The organism is Caballeronia sp. Lep1P3 (assembly GCF_022879595.1).
GTDB lineage: Bacteria > Pseudomonadota > Gammaproteobacteria > Burkholderiales > Burkholderiaceae > Caballeronia.
Window position 1 is genome coordinate 812,978 of record NZ_CP084265.1, and the last position, 19,930, is coordinate 832,907.

Here is a 19,930-nt window from a genome sequence, read left to right on the forward strand (position 1 = left end):
GTGCCGAGTGTTAAGAACCGCACGCAGATATGCGCCCTTCCATCCAATAGGTTTTGCATCTTCCTGTTGCCAGCGCAGTCACTTACAACGGTGGAAAGGAGGTGTTTTTTATATCTCTTTTCACCGCGCCGAAGTGAAAGACGCATGTTTTTATACGCCTTTCGTCTTTGTTTATGACATTCCAACTTCAATTGGAAAAAATTGTTGCGCATTCGTGCTGCTAGTATGCAATGATCCGGTCGCTCGATTCAAGGGAGATCATAATGAGCAATTCCAAAAGGCCCTATCGATTGATCAGCCGCCGTAGTTGCTGGCGACTCGCGCAGCTCTATCACCAAGGAGTCGCTGAAGGAAAATGGACTACGCAACTGGGTGCATTGGATGCTCTAGGGGTCAGTCAAGGCGACTTGTCATTGGCGATGCAGGTTCACGAACTACCTGAGAAGATTCTTGACTTGTTCGAAGATCACATCGACATCAGCAGCCATACAGTGCGCGTTATTCGCCACACGATCCGTCGCGACGGCCTTAGCACGGTTCTAGGCCGCATCGAGCGAAGTGGGGCTTCCTGCGCAAAGCACTCGAAAAAGACAGTGTTGAGTATCGTCAAAGGTCAAGCGTTGGAGTCAAAGAAAATGCTGCGATGGTCTGGACAAGATCCTGAGAAGATCGCGTCCCGCACGTTAGATCTTCCCAAAAACATTTCTGACCGATATCACTTGGGTGTGACACAAGGAGAATGGACTTCTTTTAGCGCATGCGCCAAGGCACTGGGCATATCGCGACGAAATATAAGCGACGCAGTTGCCATCCGGGAACTGCCAGATCCAATCCGCGATCTATTTAGTGAGAAGAAATTCACCTTCTCGGTCGGGCGAAAACTGCTCGCGCTCAAGCGCGAACTCGGCCTCGATGAACTGCTTTTGCGCGCGCGATACAAGGACTCGATGTACGATGTAGGCGGGCGCACTGCCGACAACATCTTGTCGGAACTGAACGACGAAGATATTCGGCCGGCGAGCTGCTTCAGGCGTATCCGGATTAAGAAGGGACGAGGTCCAAATCGGCTTGTTATCGAATGTAAAGATCCAAAATTGCTTCTCAGTTACCACCGTGAGATCGAGCAGGCAATCAGCAAGGTTCTGAAGAAGCGTGTTAGAGACGTGGAGTACGTCGAATTGATGCGCAAAATGTTCGGCACGCCGCGCCCCGTTGTGCCGCGTCTATTCTGATCCATCGGCCGTGCTCCGACGCTAGACTCTTTCCGTGCGCCGGACCAACCTCAACTGACCAAAGGGCCTAGAGTACTTCACGCGCCGTCGCTGTCGCAGAGGCACAAGGGCGGTCACGGCCGTACTCGCCCTCGACATTGGGGCTGACGAATGTGCGTCCATCTTCGCTTGCGTTCGAATCGTTCGCGAGATCGGTGTGTTGCCCGACAATTCGCCGCATCCCCGAACTGGCTGCCTGCCGTTGTAGCTCGATCTCAGCAGGCGAAGGGCGAGGGTTCATGAGACTCGACAACCACCCTCTGATATCGCGCTACACGTCATCATCCTCTCGGGCGCCTATCTCAGTGCCGAGCTGTCCGTGCGTAATCTACGAATATTGCTATCCTAACGACGCACGAATGGCTCGCGGTGATTGTCTATCGCAGACTATCACGTCGTGCGACGATATAGAAGGATCCATACCTTCCGAGCAAGTTATTGCGTATCTAACTCTCTGGAACGTCCGGCAAGCGAGAAATGCGTTCAGCGGATTTTCGAAGCAACATGGTGCACGCTGGCGGGCCGCTAAGCGCGGTCGACTTTCCTCGTGGGCTTCAAGGGGCCCTTATCATGGCGCGGCCTCCTCCTTGTTTTACGTCATTTCGACGATCGATTCATAAGCCAAGAGCTTTCTGCTGTGTGCAACTGCGCTTGGCACACGTCACTGTGACTTCTGCGACCGTCTGTCGCCTAGCCGCGGCGTCGCCTTGACTTCTTGACGTAGAAGGCATGCTGATTTGTCGCAAGCAAATCATTGAAGACATGCCAATCCGGAAACGTTTGTGCCACGCGCATTCCCCCAACGAGCGAGACCCACCCATATTCGCGGTTCGAGGGAACACACGTCCGAGCGCGAACGCACTCGCACGCCAGTGCATGCAGCGCCGAGGCATTCCCTCCCGCAAGACGTAGCACCCCGGCGGGCACCCAAATTCCTCCGGGGATGGGCGCTTCAAATTCCTCCACCCCGCGCCCCCGGTTGAGTAGCCGGTAGCGACATCGCAGGACGTTTATTTTCTTCTCCTTCAGGCATGAAGGAGACCGAGAGGTGAACGTCTTGAAGCAGCATCTCCAAGCCACGATATTCACGCTGCTCGAACGCGGGGCAAGTCAGCGCAAGATCCACGAGGTCACGGGGATCGACCGCAAGACGATCCGCCGCTATCAGTCGATCTTTGAATCGCAGCGAGTCACGGGCGACGCAAATTCCTCCACCCCCGCGCCCGCCGGCATGGCGGAGCCGGTGGGCGCGCAAATTCCTCCACCGCAAACTCCTCCACTTTCGCGCCCGCCGGCTTCTCGGATCGTCGCACCGGTCAAACCGTTCAATTTCGCCCGTTCCGCCAGCGAACCCTATCGCGAGTGGATTGAGCAGCAGATACGCTTGAAGCGCAATGCCCAAGCGATTTACCAGGATCTGGTCGACCAGTTCGGCTTTACTGCGAGCTACGACAGCGTCAAACGCTTTGTGCGCGCCCTCCGGCACGTCGATCCCGAGCAGTTTGACCGCCTCGAGTTTGCTCCGGCTGAGGAAGCTCAAGTCGATTATGGTGAGGGCGCGCCGACGCGTGATCCGAGGACGGGCCGGTATCGGCGCCCGCGCTTGTTCGTCATGACGCTACGCTATTCGCGGCGCAGCTTCCGGCAAGTGGTCTGGAAGTCGAGCAAGCAGGTTTGGGCGCAACTACATGAGGACGCCTTCCGGTACTTCGGTGGCAGCGTGAGTTACGTCGTCCTCGATAACCTCCGGGAAGGTGTCATCACCCCCGACCTATATGAGCCGGAGCTGAACCGGCTCTATGCGGCGATGCTTGAGCATTACGGCGTCGTGGCCGACCCTGCTCGCGTACGAGACCCGAATCGAAAGGGCACCGTAGAGAACGCGATCCAACACACGCAGAACACCGCGCTCACCGGCCGGCGTTTCGAATCACTCGAAGCTCAGAACGAATTCCTTATGCATTGGGAGGAGAACTGGGCAGCCAGGCGCATCCACGGCAGAGCGCGGCGGCAGGTCGAAGCGATGTTCCAGGAGGAGAAGCCACATCTGCGGCCGCTGCCGGCCACCGCGTTCCGCTACTTCACCGAAGTCGTACGCACCGTCTGGGACGACACCACAGTAAGTATCGAGCGCAGCAACTATGCGGCGCGCCCTGCGCCCATCGGCAGCCTCGTCAGCGTGCGCATCTACGACACCACGATTGAGATCCGCGACCGGCGCACTCAGGAGTTGCTGCGCACCCATCCACGCCACACGCAGCCCGGTTCACTCGAATTGCCCGAGAGCGAGCGACCGTTCAATCCGTCGCGCCAGACGAGCCTGGCGCTCGCTAGCGCCGGCGACATCGGCCCACAAACGAAGGCACTTTGCCAGCATCTGTTCGACGCCGAAGGACGCGTCGGACATCGCGGCATGTGGGGCATCGTCGCGCTGGCGAAGAAGTATCCCGCCTGGCTCGTCGAGCAAGCCTGCGACCACGCGCTGCATCATCACCTGTATCGCTACCGGCAGGTGCGCACCGTTGTCGAACGGCTGTTCGAACAGGCACTTGAGCGCCTCGATCGGGCGCCCCAACTCGCCTTGCCGCTCACCCAGGAGCACCCGTTGATCCGGCCCGCAACCGAATACAGCGAGCTCTTCGACGCCGGCGCGCAGCACAGCGCCACATCTCGATCCTCCACGACGGGAGAAACCGTATGACCACCACCTTACCGGACATCGAACGCGCGCTAAGGCTATTGCGTCTGTCAGGCGTACGCGACACGCTCGAGACACGCGTGCTGCAGGCCCAAGGGAGCCAGCAACCATTTCTGGAGACCTTCGCGCTGATTCTGCAGGACGAACTCGACCGGCGACAGTCGCGCCTCATCGAGCGTCGCTACCAGCAATCGGGTCTCGAGGAGAGGCTTACCCTGACGGAATTCGACTGGTCGTTCAATCCAAAGCTGCCTCGCCAAGCCTGCTTCCAGCTACACGCACTGAAGTTCATCGCCGCTGGCGAAAACGGTTTAATTGTCGGCAAGCCTGGCACCGGCAAGTCGCACGTGGCGAAGGCCGTCGCATATCAGGCCGTCCTCCACGGGCACAAGGTGCAGTATCTCGAGACCGATGACTTCTTCAACCGTTATGCGCTGAGTGCGCAGGAACAACGGCAGGCGCGGCTGCGTGCCATTCTCGATTGCGACCTGCTCGTGCTCGACGACCTGTTCCTCTCACGTACGATCCCCGACGACGCCGGCGCACTATTGCAGACCCTGATCCATCAGCGCTACAAGTTGCGTCGAAGCGTGGTGGTCACCTCCAATCGCGTCGTACAGGACTGGGGCGCCTATCTTGGCGACAACACGATGAGCACCACGATCCTTGACCGCCTTATGCATCATTGCCACCTCCTCGAATTCAATGGTCGCAGCTACAGGCTCAAGGAAGCTGCCGAGGCGCTTGCGCAGAAAACGAAAGAAGGCTAAAACTCGACGACGTCCTGCGTTACGGGGTGGGGGAATTTGGGCGCCCATAAGTGGAGGAATTTGAACTGCCCGTCCGGGGTAGCACGATCAGAAAGTCTCTCGGCCCTCAACGTACCGTCACCGACGGTACGTCTGCCCCGCGCGGTGCGCGGACGCGGAAATCCGGCATCTTGAAGCGGTGGCACGTCATTTCGTTGACGCTCAAGGCCCGTCTATACCAGCGTACCTACCCAAGTGCTATTGGCTCATACGGCTAGAGCGAATCGAGCGAAAGACTGGCCTCGTTTCAACTCGGCCGCACCGCATAGAGGCGTTGCGAAGGTTGCTGGCGGAGAGTGGGCCGCATGAGTGTCAGTGCGCGGAGGTTCTCCCGGCAGTGGTTACTAGCGCTGCCTACCTGTGTGCATACCCGCCTACTACCGCTCGCGGCGCTGAACGATGCCCGCTCGAGATGCACCGTAGACGTGGATTGAGCCGTGGGCGGCCTGACTTGCAGATGACATGGCAAGCGGCAAAGTGGTGACTTCCCGTGAAACTTCGTTCTATTAAAAAGCCGAGAGACAGAATGTGAGTGCGCGAGCAACACGGAATGCCGAGGCACGATCTGTTGAATGAGACGGCCTCCGCCGCTGACGAAAGCAATGAGCTGAGAAAGTCGGGTCATGGGGGAGCAGCAGCCAGTGCGATGCTGCCCCATTCAATTACCGAATATCCTTTGCTTTTTTCTTCGAACGATCGCTGATGGCGCGACGGAACCACGATCCGCTTCTCTCGACAGCAAGTGTCGCTGCGACCACCGCCCACGTTAGAACGCCCGGCCTCCGGCTCGGCTGCGTGATGGTGTCGAAATAGGGCACCTCACCATCTTGGCAAGCTTGCGAAGGCGTCGTTGGTCCTTGGACCAAATCCATGGCACTTACCTTATCGTCAAGGAGCACTGATGACATAGACGCGTCGGTGTCACGCGGTGGGGTGCATTCTGTCACGACATCATGTCGCAATGCGGTGACGGGCTGAAGCGTTCGGAGGGTGGCGCCCCCGACCGACGAATTGTCGGCTTGGCATTCACAATGGAACTGCACCGTGTCCTCGTCGATGATGCCTGCATCCGGCAACAGGCTCCTGCGCTTAGAAGAAATGGGCTCAGCTTCTGATGGAGCCGGCCGCGCTAATACACCGTCGCGTGCCGTGGGTGAGGTTCCAGCGGGTGCTATCTGGCTGGTCCGGACGCTATTACGCAGCGCGTCCTCGGCGAGGCGTTTGATCAGTCCCGCTCTTTGCCGTGGATTCGGGACGGCAGAGACAGCGCGAAAGAGCTCCGGCGTTACGAACTCGCTAACTGTTATCTTGATTTTCAATGAACTCGTCATGTGGTCATTCCATCGTTGCACTTCTTCTCTTGCAGCAATGTTGCCTCGCCCGACGCAGTGAGGAAAACGCTCGCGTCGGAGAAGCAAGGGTTTGCCAGTGAAATTAAACTGTGCTTTCCAGTTTGGAGGCCAACGTACCGTTCCAAGAGAGCGGTGTGCCGCCGTTGAGCCATGGTAAAAATCTGAGTACGCCTCATCTGGTTTTGGTCCTTGGCAGCTGGCTTGGTAGACAGATTCAATAACGCGGCTTCGGTGCGGCTCGTTTCATGTCATTGAGGCGATCGTTCCGTTTTCCTGGGGCAGATCTAAACCATGCAGGCGTGACCGCTAAGGCCCACTGTACCGGGCAAATAGCGTTGGCAAGCAAGCCAAAGCTTTCAAAAACAGGGTAGCTTTTGACTCTGCGCGGTTGGTCAGCGACTTTTGAAGCGAGCGGAGTGCGCACTGCAGCCGCCCCCTGGCGGCTCGAGGCGAAACTGCGACGCGCTACCCGGCGCTCTAAGGCTTAGACGATAGCTTTCATACGCTAGTCAGGTTTTGGTCGCGCAAGGCCGGCCCTTCGGGGGCGTCGCACTTTCACTTCTTCTGCCATCTGCCGGCAAGCCGTGGCGACGCCTTGACTTCTCGATGTAGCAGGCATGCTGGAGTTGTCCCAACCAAATCATTCCAGACATGCCAATACAAAAACGTTTATGTCGAGCGCATTGCGCCCAAGGAGCGAGCCGCATTCATATCGGTGCTTCGTTTAAACGTGTCCCGTCCGGGGACGAACACACTCGCGAGCGGGTGCACGCAGCGCCGAGGCGTTCTCGCCAGCAAGACTTCTCGCGATTGACGGGTCCGTCGGCGCTTCGCGATCGGTCACCGACGCCGCGTCTACCCGCGCGGTGCGCGGACGCGGAAATCCGACATCTCGAGACGGTCATCCGTCACGTTGTTGGCGCTCACGGCCCGTCTCTGCCTGCGCACCTCCCTCCGTCCTATTGGCTTACACGCCTAGAGCGAATTGAGCGGGAGACTCGCCTCATTCCCGCCCAACAGCGACGCATTACGGCATTGCAAAGCTTGCTGCTGGAAAGTGAGCGTGAGTGTCAGCGGGCGTAGGTTCCCGCCCGCGGTCATTCCCGGCGCCATCGACATATCTCGATGTTCGCCAATCTACGCCCCACCACAGGCTACGCCTCGTTTTTAGACGCGCCGGTAGACGGCGGCGGTAGGTGACTGTCCTGGAGATGCGTTCCCAATCGGCAAGCAATGACTTTTCTTCGAAGTCCATCCTATCAACGAAAAAGAGAGAGACAGAATGAGAAAGCATGATGACGGCCAAATGTCGGCACCCGAAATGTCGGCGCCCGACCTGTTGAACGAAACGACTCGCGCCAGTGACGATAGCTCGGGCCATCCCTGCACCACAAAGGCGACTTACGGAGCGGGTAACCATCGACACGTGAGCCGCTCGTTGCGAATGCGCATTGCGCCCATCTTTCAGCGTGCGTGCGATGGCCGGGTGCATCTGCGCCATGCACTTGAACTTGAACACGCACCGGGCACCCGGAATTCCACGACGATGGTTCATTGCCTTGCGATCACGCCGTTTGGCGTGTTCGTCGTGAATCGTTACGACTGGAGAGGCGTGATCGAACCGGGGATTAACGAAGACGAACTTGCCGTCGTGGACGAGCTCGGCGGTGTGACGCTTCACACCTCGCCGCTGCGTCGCGCGAAGCCGGCCGTGCGGCACCTGCGCTTGATGCTATCTCAGCACGAATGTCCGGTCGAGAGTATCGCAATTTTCGCCGAGGCGCGCTGCAATCTGCATCCGACTATGCCTGATGGCGTCATGACGTTGCCGGACTTGCACTACTTTCTGCGCACGAGGCTGAACCGCTTTCGCGCAACGCATCGGCGCTTTCTGGATGCAGACAACGTAGTGTCGCATATCGACTGGTCTTGCTTACGCAGGCGGTCGCGCCCGTAATTTCCCCCGCGCGCCATCGTTGTTTCGTTGTGTTTTGGCGCTGTGGCCGCCACGCGAAAGAGCGAGCAGATGCGGGAATGCCGTTCTTCACGCGGCGTCGCGCCAACCTGCTGCATAACCCCCGAACGACAACTACCGGCCAAGTCACCGGCTTCGCCACATCCCTATTTGGAGATTGAAACGGAAAGACAGCGTTTTTTCGAAGCTTTCCGGCGAGCACCATCCGATGGACGCCCTATATTAGCTGCATACACCGCGTATTCACGCATCGACCTAACAAGCGCACGGCTGACGTGCGCGTGCCACTTCTTCTATACCGGACTTCTCAGGGGCTCACTTAACCGGTTCGCCGGCAGGGTCACTGCGGGATACCGCCATGGTTTTCCATCGTTGTGTCTGAGTTCTGCTTCTTGAGCCACGTCGTCCTTCGCGTTCTCGCGCAAGACGAGCGGGCCTTCGGCAAGAAGCGACCGCTTTGTCTTGCATGGATTTCGACTTCTATTAGACGGCGACGCCTGCCCAAGCGGAGTCGCCGGACGTTGTCCGTCAATCCGTTCTCGGCATCTCGGCGCCGCACTGGCGCCGATTCGTGACCAGCAATGCGTTGCGCCGTGCCTGTCGATGTCTCATTTCACCACCGTAGTCTGGTTTCGGCATATCGCCGAAAGCCGCTACTTTCTCAGCCAAAGGAGGCTTTATGAAAATCGCCGTACTGGAAGTCCGCTATGCGTGCGGATTGATCTTGAGTGATCGCGTCGTCGTCCGGGCCTCATCCCGGCTGACTTTGCCGCCGCGCTTGAGTGCGTTGCTTGCGCAGCTTGAGCACAGTGAGCGCCGCACATCGACTAACGTTACGGTAGAGGGTGTTACCTATCGCGTCGAAGGCACACCGGACGCCGAGTTCTTCATGGGTTCCAAACTTGGACTTGCGGAGCGCTTGGTGAGGGGGCTGCAGTCTATCGCCTCACCCAATACCGCTCAACGCCGCCTCAACCGGCGCTTTGCTCATATGCTGAGCGCCATGTCGGTAATCGGCGCGTGTTACCTCGTTCAGTCGACCAAGAACTGGGACACACGCACGATGGTCGAAGCACTCTTGCTTTGCGGCGCATCGGTGGCTCTGTTTGTCACCGGGCACATGTGCTTTGCGGGGGACCACGAATCGACATGATCGCGCATCCCGAAGGCTGATTCCACGGGTTCGGTTTGACGTTGCACTCGGCCAACGGGTCGATGCAAAGCCAGTGTTCGTGCTGAACGAGGTCGTTCATGCAAACCATGCCGCCTGGCGTGGTTTGCCTTAAACGCCCGGCCACGAGGCGGCTGTTATCAATGCGCGGATCCACTCGTCCAGGCGCGTTCGCTTATCTGCTGGTTGCTCACGACCTGAGTCCATCCTGAGTTGCGCTGGCAAAACTGCCCGTCCTCAAGCGGCTAGTCGCTCCGACACGTCGAACATGCGAGAAGAAGGATGGGACGGAGAATCCGAGGCAGCTTGGGACCGGAAAGCGAGAGCGCATGCGGTGCCCAAGAAACATCTTGCCGTTGCTGCAAAAGAGCGGCACGTGGTGTGACCGCGACCCCTTATGACCGACACAGGTATCGGAGCCACACAGCGGTGATCCGACGCCTACCGAGTCACTATCGCGTGCAGTAGAAAGTCGCAGGGCTGGCGCCGATCGCTTTTGTCGACAGCCGAACGTCACCCGTCGCGGCCTCGCCGTGGACGTGCGCATCGGATCCGAAACTCCGTCGCGTCGCGCCGAAACAAGAATATGTGAGGAAGAGATTGATGGGCTAGGCATGTCGTCTTGCAATCGAAGCCGCGCATACGAAAAAGGAGGGAAGGAAATGGCTGCAAAGATGTGGGTGGCAGCAACAATGGACGGTGAAGAAGTCTTTGCCGAGACGATCGGCATTCTTCCCGAGGCTCCGCCGTTGAGATGTAGGTATTGCGGAACGCCTGTCAGTTACGTTCCGCAGCACGCACGCGAAAGTCGAGGCAAGACCTACGCAGTTAAGGCATATTTTCGCTTGCTTCCGAAGGCGGCGCATAACGAGCAATGTACATTCAACGTCGAGGAGCAGTTAGAAGTCATCGCTCGTCGTTCACTTGGTCTATTGCAGGCCCTGGAACGAGGACAATATCGCTTTCGGCTGCTAGCAATCGATGCTACAAGCAATTCTGAGGTCCGTCTAACTCGTTCAGCAATTTCTCGGGACGCCCACATGGCAGGTAACGGCGGCGCGTTATTCTCAAGCGACTCTGGCCGTCTATTGGCAACATACATCAACGCGGCTAAGCGTGTTATTTACCTGCGCGCTCTGTGTGCAAACGATCCTCTTCTTTGCGATCGTCTGGAATTTGTCTTCAATGGCATGTCAGTAAGTTGGGAAAACTTCTATTACGAAGAGGGGCGGTTTCTTGCAGCTTATCGTTGGCTAGGTCAGACAGTGGTTCCTTTTCCAATCGCCCTTGTGGGCCGAGTGTCCAGCGTCGAGACGATCGAAACTCATGGGCGCTTGTTGCACGTTCTGAAGTTTGAGCCGTCAGCAGCACAGCCATATTCTTATGATCCGGCGGTGGGAGAGCTCACGCACGCTACGGTATGGACTACTCAATCGAATTGGTTGCATCCGCTAAAGTCAAACGACAGAGTGCTTGTGTTCGGACATTGGCGGCAAGCAAGAGCAAACACATTTACGCGCCTTGCGCAGAAGGGCGACACTAAGTTCCGGAAGTATTTGGACCGTCAGTTGTCGGTATGGTTGCACGTGAAGTCGCAAGTTTCGCGAATAATGAAGTAGTTGACGATAACGTTCCCGCTAGACATTTACTGCTATCGACAGAGTTATTCGTAAGTAGCTTGGGTAAATAGCCTATTACCGTTCGTATTCTGGCATTGACGGATCAGTGCTTCTTGCTCACAACATTCAGGCTGACACCGATCCCGCGTTGCAGGCAAATATCGTGACCTACGGCTTTTGGCCATATCGGCAAAAACAGCCGCGGTTCCGGTCACGGGCGAATACCAATGGATCCGTTGCATCGACGCGGGGCATTCGCCCAATCGGAGGCTTTGCGATGCACGTCCGCACGGACATATCCTCAGTCACTGCTCGTTTTCGTATGAGCCTCGCTGCCATATCACGCGGGTGTTCGGTAGCACTCAGGCTCCGCAGGCGTTAGTGCCGGACGCGGTATCACTCGGCGCATCAGCAATTAGCACTGTACCCTTTCATATGCGTAGATAGATTGTTTGTCGTGCAATCGCAAGCGTTGCGAAACCCGTTTCCTTTGACTTCGACGACAGCGCCGTGCACTTATATAGAGCGAAAAGGGCAAAAGCGTCGCGACACGGAGCTGTGTGGTAACGTCTTATTTCGGCTGCGATGACCGGAAGCGTTAATACCTTTTTTCGATTCGCTTCTCTGAGAACACGACGTCGAAACCGCTGCGCAGCGAAGAGGCGTTTAAGGCGACGGCGCGATCGAGTTGGCGACGCAGCCGTCACGAATCGCTTAGCGCAAGAAGGCGTCAGCATTTTTCGCCAAGATAACGAGGCGTGACCAGGCTGATTGTGCGTTTGCCTATGCAATTGAGGCAGGAACGCTCGGGGAACGCACTGGAACCGCGGCGGGTATGTCGAGCGATTACTTCGATGTCTAGATAAATTTTCGCGCCCAATTGAACGGTGGAGCGAGCGCATTGCCAAACGTCACGCCGATTTAAGTCTGGGCTGTTAGACGGCCGCCCTTCGTTTCACACGATGTTCTGGCCGTGGTGGCTTCAGTCCATGCGCTAGTCTCTATGTCGCCATAGCAGAATGCGGCCCGCAGCTGATAAGCGCTTGTCGGAGGCAGAGCGCTTTGCGTCCAAGCATGTCTCGAGACAAGCGTCTCATGGCGCATTGCGCGTTTTCGGACACCTTCCTTTGCCGCTTTGATTGATCGCGTCAGCATGAGCTTCCTGATTGTTTCCTACGTGCGGTGCTTTTCGGGGAAAATGTCGAATTCGTCGGCCATGTCGGTGCCGCAAGTCCAAAATCAGTTACGAAGGATGCAGTTGAACTCGGAATCCGCCAACGCGAGCTCAGCTCGATTGATAAGCGTATCTGTCGTCGCTTACCGGCCGCATCGTCGGATGCTGGAGCGCACGCTGCACACGCTCGATACTGCGCTGGATCGACTATGCATCGTGCATCAAGCCGCCTCGGCGCCCCTATACCTGATCAACAACGGAACGGATGAACCTATCGACTGGTCGCAGCTCACCAACGAAGCCCGGCTACGAATCGACATCATCGAAGGCCAGGGCAACGTCGGCTACGGCCGCGGCCACAATCTGGCGATAGAACGAACATCGAGCCGCTACCACTTGATCCTGAACCCCGACATCGAACTGGAAAGCGACGCGCTCGTCGAGGCTATCGCCTTCATGGACGCCCATCCCGAAGTCGGTCTCCTTTCACCGATGATCCTCGAAGACGACGGCTGCCAACAATTTCTCTGCCGCCGCTACCCCGCGGTCTTCGATCTCTTCATCCGCGGCTTCCTGCCGCGCAGCCTGCGAAAGCCGTTCGAGAAACGCCTGGACAGATACGAAATGCGCGACGTGATCGGCGAGAAGGACATCGTCCTGGACCCGCCCATCGTCAGCGGCTGCTTCATGCTCTATCGCACCGAAGTCCTGAAAAAGCTCGGCGGTTTCGATCCACGCTATTTCCTCTACTTCGAGGACTACGACCTGACCTTGCGCACGCACGATGTCGCGCGCGTCGCCTACGTGCCGTCCGTGCGCGTGCTGCATCACGGCGGCGACGCGGCGGGCAAGGGCTGGACGCACATCAAGCTCTTCATCGCGTCGGCGTACAAGTTTTTCAACCGCTTCGGCTGGAAATGGCTATGAGCGCGCGCATCGCGGTGACGGGCGCGAACGGCTTCGTCGGCAGGGCCGTCACGCGCGCCTTGCTCGATGCCGGCCACGAGCCGCTCGGCATCGTTCGGCACGGAGCGGGCGCGCGAATGGTGGAAGTTCCGTCGCTCGATGCAATCACGCCCGACGCGTTCGAAGGCTGCGCGTGCGTCATCCATCTCGCCGCGCGCGTGCATGTGATGAACGACGCTGCCGCCGATCCGCTCACCGCTTTCCGCGCAATCAACGTGGAAGGCGCGCTCAAGACCGCCGACGCCGCCCATCGCGCCGGCGCGACGCGCTTCGTTTTCGTGAGCAGCATCAAGGCGCTCGCCGAACTGGACCACGGCGAGCCGCTGAAGGAAACCGACGCGCGCCATCCGCCCGATCCCTATGGCGTCTCGAAAGCCGAAGCCGAACTTGCGCTTCAAGCCTTCGGCGCGCGCACGGGGATGGAAATCGTGATCGCGCGCCCGCCGCTCGTCTACGGGCCGGACGTGCGCGCGAACTTCCTTGCGCTCATGCGCGCCATCGCCAAGGGCATGCCGCTGCCCATCGGCGCGGTCGATGCGCGCCGAAGCCTCGTCTACGTCGATAACCTCGCGAGCGCGCTCGTCGCGTGCGCCGTGCATCCGCTTGCGGCAAACCGGCTTTTTCACGTCACCGACGGCGAAGATCCCGGCGTCGCCGAACTGGCGCGCATGCTCGGGCGGCATCTGAACCGGCCCGCGCGCCTGCTGCCGGTGCCGGTCGGCTTGTTGAAGGCGGCGGGGCGGCTTACGGCCAAGTCCGCGCAAATCGAGCGGCTCACCGGCAGCCTGCGAGTCGATTCGACCCTTATCCGCGATGTGCTAGGCTGGCGCCCTTCGTATTCGCTCGACGCCGGTCTTGCCGAAACCGCCCGCTGGTTTCTCTCGCAGCACTGACGCTTCGGCTCTCCGCAGGTTTAACCTCCCGTAACAACCGATAAGCGCCGGTAACACGCGGCTCTACGCGAAACCGGCATCATCGGCGTAGTGCAAAAAAGCATAAAGAAAGGCCAATTCCGGAAAATGAGCGCCTCGTCGTTCCCCTCGCTATTCGATTTTCTCGTGCGCATGCCGTGGGCGGCGGCCGCTTGCGTCGCGGCCGCGTCGCTCGTCGTGTGCGCGCTGATTCTTCATTCGCTGCTTCGAACGGGACTCGCCTGGCGTCTTGCCACGGATGTCCCGAACGACCGCTCGCTGCACACGCGTCCGACGCCGCGCGTGGGCGGCTGGGGCATCGTGCCGGTCGGCGTCGTCGCGATGCTCGCGCTCGCGCCGTCGATGTGGCTCGTCGCGCTCATCGCCGCCGTGCTCGCCGCCGTCTCGCAGATCGATGACCGGCGCGGCCTGCCCGCGCGCGTGCGCTTCGGCGCGCATGTTCTGGCGGTCGCGCTGCTGATCGTCGTGAATCCCGCGCCCGCGCCGTGGTGGGCGCTTGCCGCCGTCGGCTTTCTGATGGTCTGGCTCGTCAATCTGTACAACTTCATGGACGGCTCCGACGGCCTCGCGGGCGGCATGGCGCTCTTCGGCTTCGGCGGCTACGCGGTCGCGGCGCTCTCCGGCCCGGTGCCGCAGATCGATCTCGGCATCGCGAGCGCGGCGATCGCCGGCGCGGCGGCGGGGTTTCTACTGTTCAATTTCCATCCGGCACGAATTTTTCTAGGCGATTCAGGGTCGATTCCTCTAGGATTTCTTGCAGGCGCGCTCGGTTATTGGGGCTGGCTCGAGGCTGCGTGGCCGGTCTGGTTCCCGGCGCTGGTTTTTTCGCCTTTCATCGCGGATGCCTCCGTCACGCTCTTGCGGCGTCTCTCGCGCGGCGAGAAGTTCTGGCAGGCGCATCGCGAACATTACTATCAGCGCATGGTTCGGCTCGGCGTCGGCCATGCGCGCACCGCGCTCGCGTGGTACGTGCTGATGCTCGCGGGCGTGTTGCTCGCGAACTGGGCGCTCGGATTCTCGCCGTCCGCGCAGTGGCTTGCGGTTGGCGGCTGGGCAATCGTCATCGTTATTGCGGGCGTGGTGGTGGATGCAAGCTGGCGGCGTCATCAGGCGCTTCTATCCGAACAGTCTGGAGGTCTACGCGGATGATTCGAAACAAGGCTTCATGGCTCTCCGCGAGCGCCTTCGCATTCGACCTGTGCGCGGTCGCCGGCACCTGGCTCGCCGCGTACCTGATTCGCTTCAATGGCGCGGTGCCGCACAACTTCCAGCACGGCGCGCTCGTCGCGCTCGTCTGGGTGCTGCCGGTCTACGGCGTGATGTTCCGCGTCTTCGGGCTGTATCGCGGCATCTGGGTGTTCGCGAGCCTGCCGGACGTGATGCGCATATCGAAGTCGGTCGTGGTCGGCGCGCTCGTCGTGATGATCGGCGCGGTCATGGCACAGCCGACGCCCGTCATTCCGCGCTCGGTGCTGATCGTCCAGCCGCTTTTCCTCTTTCTCGCGATGGGCGGCGCGCGTGCGCTGTATCGCGCGGCCAAGGAGTTCTACCTTTACGGCGGCCTCGTGGGTAAGGGCAAGCCCGTTATCGTGCTCGGCGCGGGCACGGCGGGCGCGATGCTCGCGCGCGAACTGGCGCGTTCGTCGGAATGGCGTCTCGTCGGCCTGCTCGACGACGATCCCGCCAAGCAGGGCCGCGAAGTGCTCGGCCATAAGGTGCTCGGCTCGTTCGGCGACCTGTCGAGCGTCGCGGAGCAATACAAGACTGAGTACGCGATCATCGCGATTCCGTCCGCCTCCGTCGACGAACAGCGGCGCGTCGCGACGCTTTGCGTGCGCGCGGGCGTCAAGGTGATGGTGCTGCCCGCGCTAAACCAGTTGACGCAGGGCGAGGGCGGTTTCCTGTCGCGCGTGCGGCAGATCGACCTCGAAGACCTGCTCGGCCGCGAGCCGGTGAAGATCGACATGCCGCACGTCGAGCAACTGCTGCACGGGCGCGTCGTGATGGTGACGGGCGCAGGCGGATCGATCGGCTCGGAATTGTGCCGGCAGATTCTGCGCTTCGCGCCGGCGCAGCTCGTCGCCTACGATCTCAGCGAATACGCGATGTATCGCCTGATCGAGGAACTGCACGAGAAGTTTCCGGAGCTTTCGGTCGTGCCCGTCGTCGGCGACGCGAAGGATTCGCTGCTGCTCGATCAGACGATGGCGCGCTACACGCCGCACATCGTTTTCCATGCGGCGGCGTACAAGCATGTGCCGCTGATGGAAGAACACAACGCCTGGCAAGCCGTGCGCAATAACGTGCTCGGCACGCTGCGCGTCGCGCGCGCGGCGATGCGCCACGACGTGCGCCACTTCGTGCTCATTTCCACCGACAAGGCCGTCAATCCGACCAACGTGATGGGCGCGAGCAAGCGTCTCGCGGAAATGACGTGCCAGGCGCTGCAGCAAACCGCGCCGCGCACGCAGTTCGAGACCGTGCGCTTTGGCAACGTGCTCGGCAGCGCGGGCAGCGTGATTCCGAAGTTCCAGCAGCAGATCGCGAAGGGCGGCCCGGTCACGGTCACGCATCCCGAGATCACGCGCTTTTTCATGACGATTCCCGAAGCCGCGCAACTCGTGCTGCAGGCATCGAGCATGGGGCGCGGCGGCGAAATCTTCATTCTCGACATGGGAAAGCCGGTGCGCATCGTCGATCTCGCGCGCGATCTCATCCGGCTTTATGGCTTCTCGGAAGAGCAGATTCGCATCGTGTTCACGGGGCTGCGTCCCGGCGAGAAGCTCTACGAGGAACTCCTCGCCGACGACGAAACCACCACGCGCACGCCGCATCCCAAGTTGCGGATCGCGCAGGCGCGCGGCGTGCCGGACAGTTTCATCGACGAATTGCTGCCGTGGCTCATGCAGCATCGCGTGCTGACGGACGACGAAGTGCGCCGCGATCTGCGCCGCTGGGTGCCGGAGTATCAGACGGCCGCCGCGCCGGTGCTGCAAAGCGTGCAGGCGGCGAAGCTGGCGAACGAGCGCGCGGCGGGAACGTGACGATCGCGCGGACCGTGCATCACGCGCGGTCCTGAAACGCCGGCAGGCGTCCATACACATCCGCGACCCAGTCGATGAACACGCGCACGCGGCGCGGCTGATGCCGGTTCGCCGCGTACAGCACGGAGACGACGCGCGGCTCTGCCGGATAGTCCTTCAACACGCGCTGCAACGCGCCGCTTCTCAGATGCGGATCGAGCGTATAGCTCGAACTCTGGATCAGCCCAAGCCCCGAGAGCCCGCACGCGATGTAGGAATCCGCATCGTTGACCGCGACCTTGTACTTGAGCGGGACAGCGCGCGTCTCGCCATCGACGAGAAACTCCCAGTTACGCACGCGCCCCGACTTGGTGAGCACGTAGCCGACGGCGAGATGCCGCTCGAGATCGTCGAGCGTCTGCGGCTCGCCGTACTTTTCGACATAGCCCGGCGACGCGCAGGTGATCTGCGTATAAGCGCCGATGCGCTTCGCCACGAGCCCGATATCGCCGACCGCGCCCACGCGCACGACGCAATCCACGGCCTCTTCGACGAGGTCCACCTGGCGGTCCGTCAGCAGCAATTCCACGCCGATATCCGGATACGCCGCAAAGAACTCGGGCAGCGCGGGAATGATGGTGTTCTTCGCCATCACCTGCGGCAGGCTCACCTTGATGTTGCCCTTGGGACTCAGCTTCGAGTGCGACAGCGACGCTTCCATGTCGTCGACTTCGCCGAGCACGCGCACGCATCGCTCGTAATAGGCTTCGCCGTCTTCCGTGATGCTGATGCTGCGCGTCGTGCGGTTGATGAGACGCGCGCCCAGATGCGCTTCGAGCGCCTGCAGGGTTCTGGAAACGCTCGCGGGCGGAAGGCGCAGCGCGTCGGCGGCTTTTGAAAAACTGCCCGCCTCGACGACGCGCGCGAACACTTTCATGGCAAGGAAGCGGTCCATGCTCGATCCCGAAAACGTATGAATATGACCCTGCGATCAAGCGGGGATCATACTTGGGATCGCGAAAGTCCCGCTCCCGCTCAGAGGCCGAGCCCCTTGCACAGCCACCACGAGTAATGCTCGATCAGGCGCTGAAACGGCGCGTGATGCCCGTAAGCGATCGACGACACCGCGAGCAGCCCGACGCCCGCGGCCACCGCGCGCGGCATCTTGCGCGGCTGCTCGAAGACGCGCACGAGCAGCATCAGCGCGATCGCCGCGCCGAGCAGCCAGCCGACGACGACTTCGCTCGGCGTATGCGCGTCCTGAAAGATGCGGCTCAAGCCGATCATCGCCGCGAGCGCGAGCCCGGCTGCCGCGCCCAGCCGATACCACGCGCGGCCGAGACTGCCCGCGAGCAACCCGGCCGCGACCGTGTAGATGGACGCGGAGAGCATCGTGTGTCCGCTGATCATGCGGAAGTTCACCGCGGAGAATTCCAGCCCGCAGCCGGCATAGAGAATCTTCGACAGGCCGACCAGCGCCATGCCGAACGCGAGCAGCGCGGCCCAGCGCACGGCGAGCCGTATGTCCACCGAGCGCAGCCACACTGCGCAGACGACCGCGAGCGGCAGCAGAAACGCCGCATCCCCGAGGTTTGAAAAGATCCAGAGTACCCTTTCTTGCATACGTGTCCGTTCTAGGTATCCGTTGCTGTTTATTGAACGTGCTTATGAACTGTCTGCCTGCTTGCGGCGCCCGGCCAGCCGATACTCCGTCGGCGAAATCGACAGCCGCTTGCGGAATATCTTCGCGAGGCCGTCGCCGCTTCCCGCACCGCAACGCCGCGCGATCTTGTCGACCGGCAGGTCCGTTGCGGCAAGCAGCATGCAGCTTGCATCGAGCCGCGCGCGCAATAAATATTCCGACGGCGTGAGGCCGATCTGCGCCTTGAAGCGCCGCAGGAAGTTGCGCTCGCTCATCGCGGCGACGCGCGCCGCATCCGTGATGGATATCGGCCGCACGTAGTTCTCGCGAAGCCAGCGCGCGGCGGCGTCGATCTTCTGGCGCACGCCCACGCTGTCGGTGTCGTCGAGCACGGTGGCGAGCTTCTGCCACGCACCGGGGATCGAACGTTCCGACACTTCGCGCGCAACCGCCGCGCCGTAATCGCGCTTGACCATCGAGAGCGCCGCCGCGATGGGGCCTTTGGGGTCGTCGAGCGTCAACGTCTGCTCGGCGATGACGAGCGCATTCGACAACGCCGGCGACAGCGCCGCCGACAACGCCTGGGCGGCCGGCTTATCGGCGAAATCGAGCGAGCGGTTCTGCAGCGTGAGATTGGCCGCCGCGAGAATATGCGCGCCTTCGCCGATCGCCTTGATGAACGGAATGCGCGGCGCGATGCGGCCCAGTTGCTTGCGCAGAAGCGCATCGTGACGCGCCCGCCGCGCGCCCGCGCCGCCCGCGATGAAAAGTGCGTTGCAGTCGTTCATCCAGCGCGCGTCGAGGCTTTCGGTCCAGATACGCATGGAGCAACTGCTCGCGACGCTGCCTCCTTCGCTTGACACGAATTGCAGCGAATAGTTCGGGCGCTGCTGCGCCGTTGCATGCGACGCGCCACCATCGGCGGCATTCGCCGACGGCCGCACTTCGTTGGCGAGCGAAAAGACCTCGGAGATCGAGCTCACCTCGACGAGCGAGAAATCCTCGAAGATCAGAATGCCGATCCGCTTTGCCATGTCGGCGGACGGCGCGTCGGGCTCGGGCGAGCGCACGACTTGCAGCCTGCCCATGCCATTGACATATTCCATCGACTCTCTCCTGTCGCTTGGCTTTCGTCCTCTGGCTCCTCGAGGGAACGTCGGACTGACGAGTGGCTCATATGCGTCGCACTATACGCGGCAGCGAACAGTCGCCACCTTGACAGTCTGAAAATGACGAAGTGTTGGCAGATGATTTCGGTATCCGGGGAATAAGCTGGCGCTACTCGTGTCGTCTGATGA

The 19,930-nt window shown here is 60.5% G+C and carries 14 protein-coding genes; 10 read left to right on the plus strand and 4 right to left on the minus strand.

Going from position 1 to position 19,930, the window contains the following annotated elements:
* Positions 1-263: 263 nt before the first annotated feature.
* The 3 genes from LDZ27_RS03820 to istB all read left to right on the plus strand — a co-directional run bounded on the left by LDZ27_RS03820 (position 264) and on the right by istB (position 4,739).
* Positions 264-1,232 carry a hypothetical protein gene (locus tag LDZ27_RS03820; protein WP_244815402.1) on the plus strand — a complete coding sequence of 323 codons (969 nt, stop codon included), beginning with the start codon at positions 264-266 and terminating at the stop codon, positions 1,230-1,232.
* A gap of 1,051 nt (positions 1,233-2,283) precedes the next feature.
* Positions 2,284-3,972, plus strand: a complete 1,689-nt coding sequence (istA, locus tag LDZ27_RS03825) for an IS21 family transposase (protein ID WP_370653388.1) — start codon at positions 2,284-2,286, stop codon at positions 3,970-3,972.
* Positions 3,969-4,739: an IS21-like element helper ATPase IstB gene (istB, locus tag LDZ27_RS03830; RefSeq protein ID WP_244815404.1), complete on the plus strand. Its 771-nt coding sequence runs from the start codon at positions 3,969-3,971 to the stop codon at positions 4,737-4,739. Before istA ends, istB begins: the two co-directional genes overlap by 4 nt.
* Before the next feature lie 701 nt (positions 4,740-5,440).
* Here istB and LDZ27_RS03835 read toward each other — a convergent pair.
* Entirely contained in the window at positions 5,441-6,109 is a 669-nt protein-coding gene (locus tag LDZ27_RS03835) for a hypothetical protein (protein ID WP_244815405.1), read from the minus strand.
* Between the two features lie 1,303 nt (positions 6,110-7,412).
* On the opposite strand from LDZ27_RS03835, the gene LDZ27_RS03840 reads away from it, so the two are divergent.
* From LDZ27_RS03840 to LDZ27_RS03870, 7 genes are all read left to right on the plus strand, one after another.
* On the plus strand, positions 7,413-8,087 hold the full coding sequence (locus tag LDZ27_RS03840; RefSeq protein ID WP_244815406.1) for a nuclease-related domain-containing protein: 675 nt from the start codon (positions 7,413-7,415) through the stop codon (positions 8,085-8,087).
* A gap of 697 nt (positions 8,088-8,784) precedes the next feature.
* On the plus strand, positions 8,785-9,258 hold the full coding sequence (locus tag LDZ27_RS03845; RefSeq protein WP_244815407.1) for a hypothetical protein: 474 nt from the start codon (positions 8,785-8,787) through the stop codon (positions 9,256-9,258).
* 680 nt (positions 9,259-9,938) lie between these two features.
* Positions 9,939-10,895, plus strand: coding sequence for a hypothetical protein (locus tag LDZ27_RS03850; protein WP_244815408.1), 957 nt, complete (start codon positions 9,939-9,941; stop codon positions 10,893-10,895).
* 1,252 nt (positions 10,896-12,147) lie between these two features.
* Positions 12,148-12,996 carry a glycosyltransferase family 2 protein gene (locus LDZ27_RS03855; RefSeq protein WP_244815409.1) on the plus strand — a complete coding sequence of 283 codons (849 nt, stop codon included), beginning with the start codon at positions 12,148-12,150 and terminating at the stop codon, positions 12,994-12,996.
* Positions 12,993-13,928 carry an SDR family oxidoreductase gene (locus LDZ27_RS03860; protein WP_244815410.1) on the plus strand — a complete coding sequence of 312 codons (936 nt, stop codon included), beginning with the start codon at positions 12,993-12,995 and terminating at the stop codon, positions 13,926-13,928. Before LDZ27_RS03855 ends, LDZ27_RS03860 begins: the two co-directional genes overlap by 4 nt.
* Positions 13,929-14,054: 126 nt before the next feature.
* Entirely contained in the window at positions 14,055-15,116 is a 1,062-nt protein-coding gene (locus tag LDZ27_RS03865) for a glycosyltransferase family 4 protein (protein ID WP_370653364.1), read from the plus strand.
* Positions 15,113-17,011, plus strand: a complete 1,899-nt coding sequence (locus tag LDZ27_RS03870) for a nucleoside-diphosphate sugar epimerase/dehydratase (RefSeq protein WP_244815411.1) — start codon at positions 15,113-15,115, stop codon at positions 17,009-17,011. Before LDZ27_RS03865 ends, LDZ27_RS03870 begins: the two co-directional genes overlap by 4 nt.
* A 19-nt stretch (positions 17,012-17,030) precedes the next feature.
* Here the strand turns inward: LDZ27_RS03870 and LDZ27_RS03875 are convergent, their stop codons facing one another.
* The 3 genes from LDZ27_RS03875 to LDZ27_RS03885 all read right to left on the minus strand — a co-directional run bounded on the left by LDZ27_RS03875 (position 17,031) and on the right by LDZ27_RS03885 (position 19,738).
* Positions 17,031-17,945 (minus strand): LysR family transcriptional regulator, encoded by a 915-nt coding sequence (locus LDZ27_RS03875; protein WP_244815412.1) that lies wholly within the window; start codon positions 17,943-17,945, stop codon positions 17,031-17,033.
* A gap of 80 nt (positions 17,946-18,025) precedes the next feature.
* The gene (locus tag LDZ27_RS03880) at positions 18,026-18,613 is read right to left on the minus strand and encodes a phosphatase PAP2 family protein (protein WP_244815413.1); all 588 of its coding nucleotides are present in this window, start codon (positions 18,611-18,613) and stop codon (positions 18,026-18,028) included.
* 42 nt (positions 18,614-18,655) lie between these two features.
* Positions 18,656-19,738 carry a GlxA family transcriptional regulator gene (locus tag LDZ27_RS03885; RefSeq protein ID WP_244815414.1) on the minus strand — a complete coding sequence of 361 codons (1,083 nt, stop codon included), beginning with the start codon at positions 19,736-19,738 and terminating at the stop codon, positions 18,656-18,658.
* Positions 19,739-19,930: the final 192 nt, after the last annotated feature.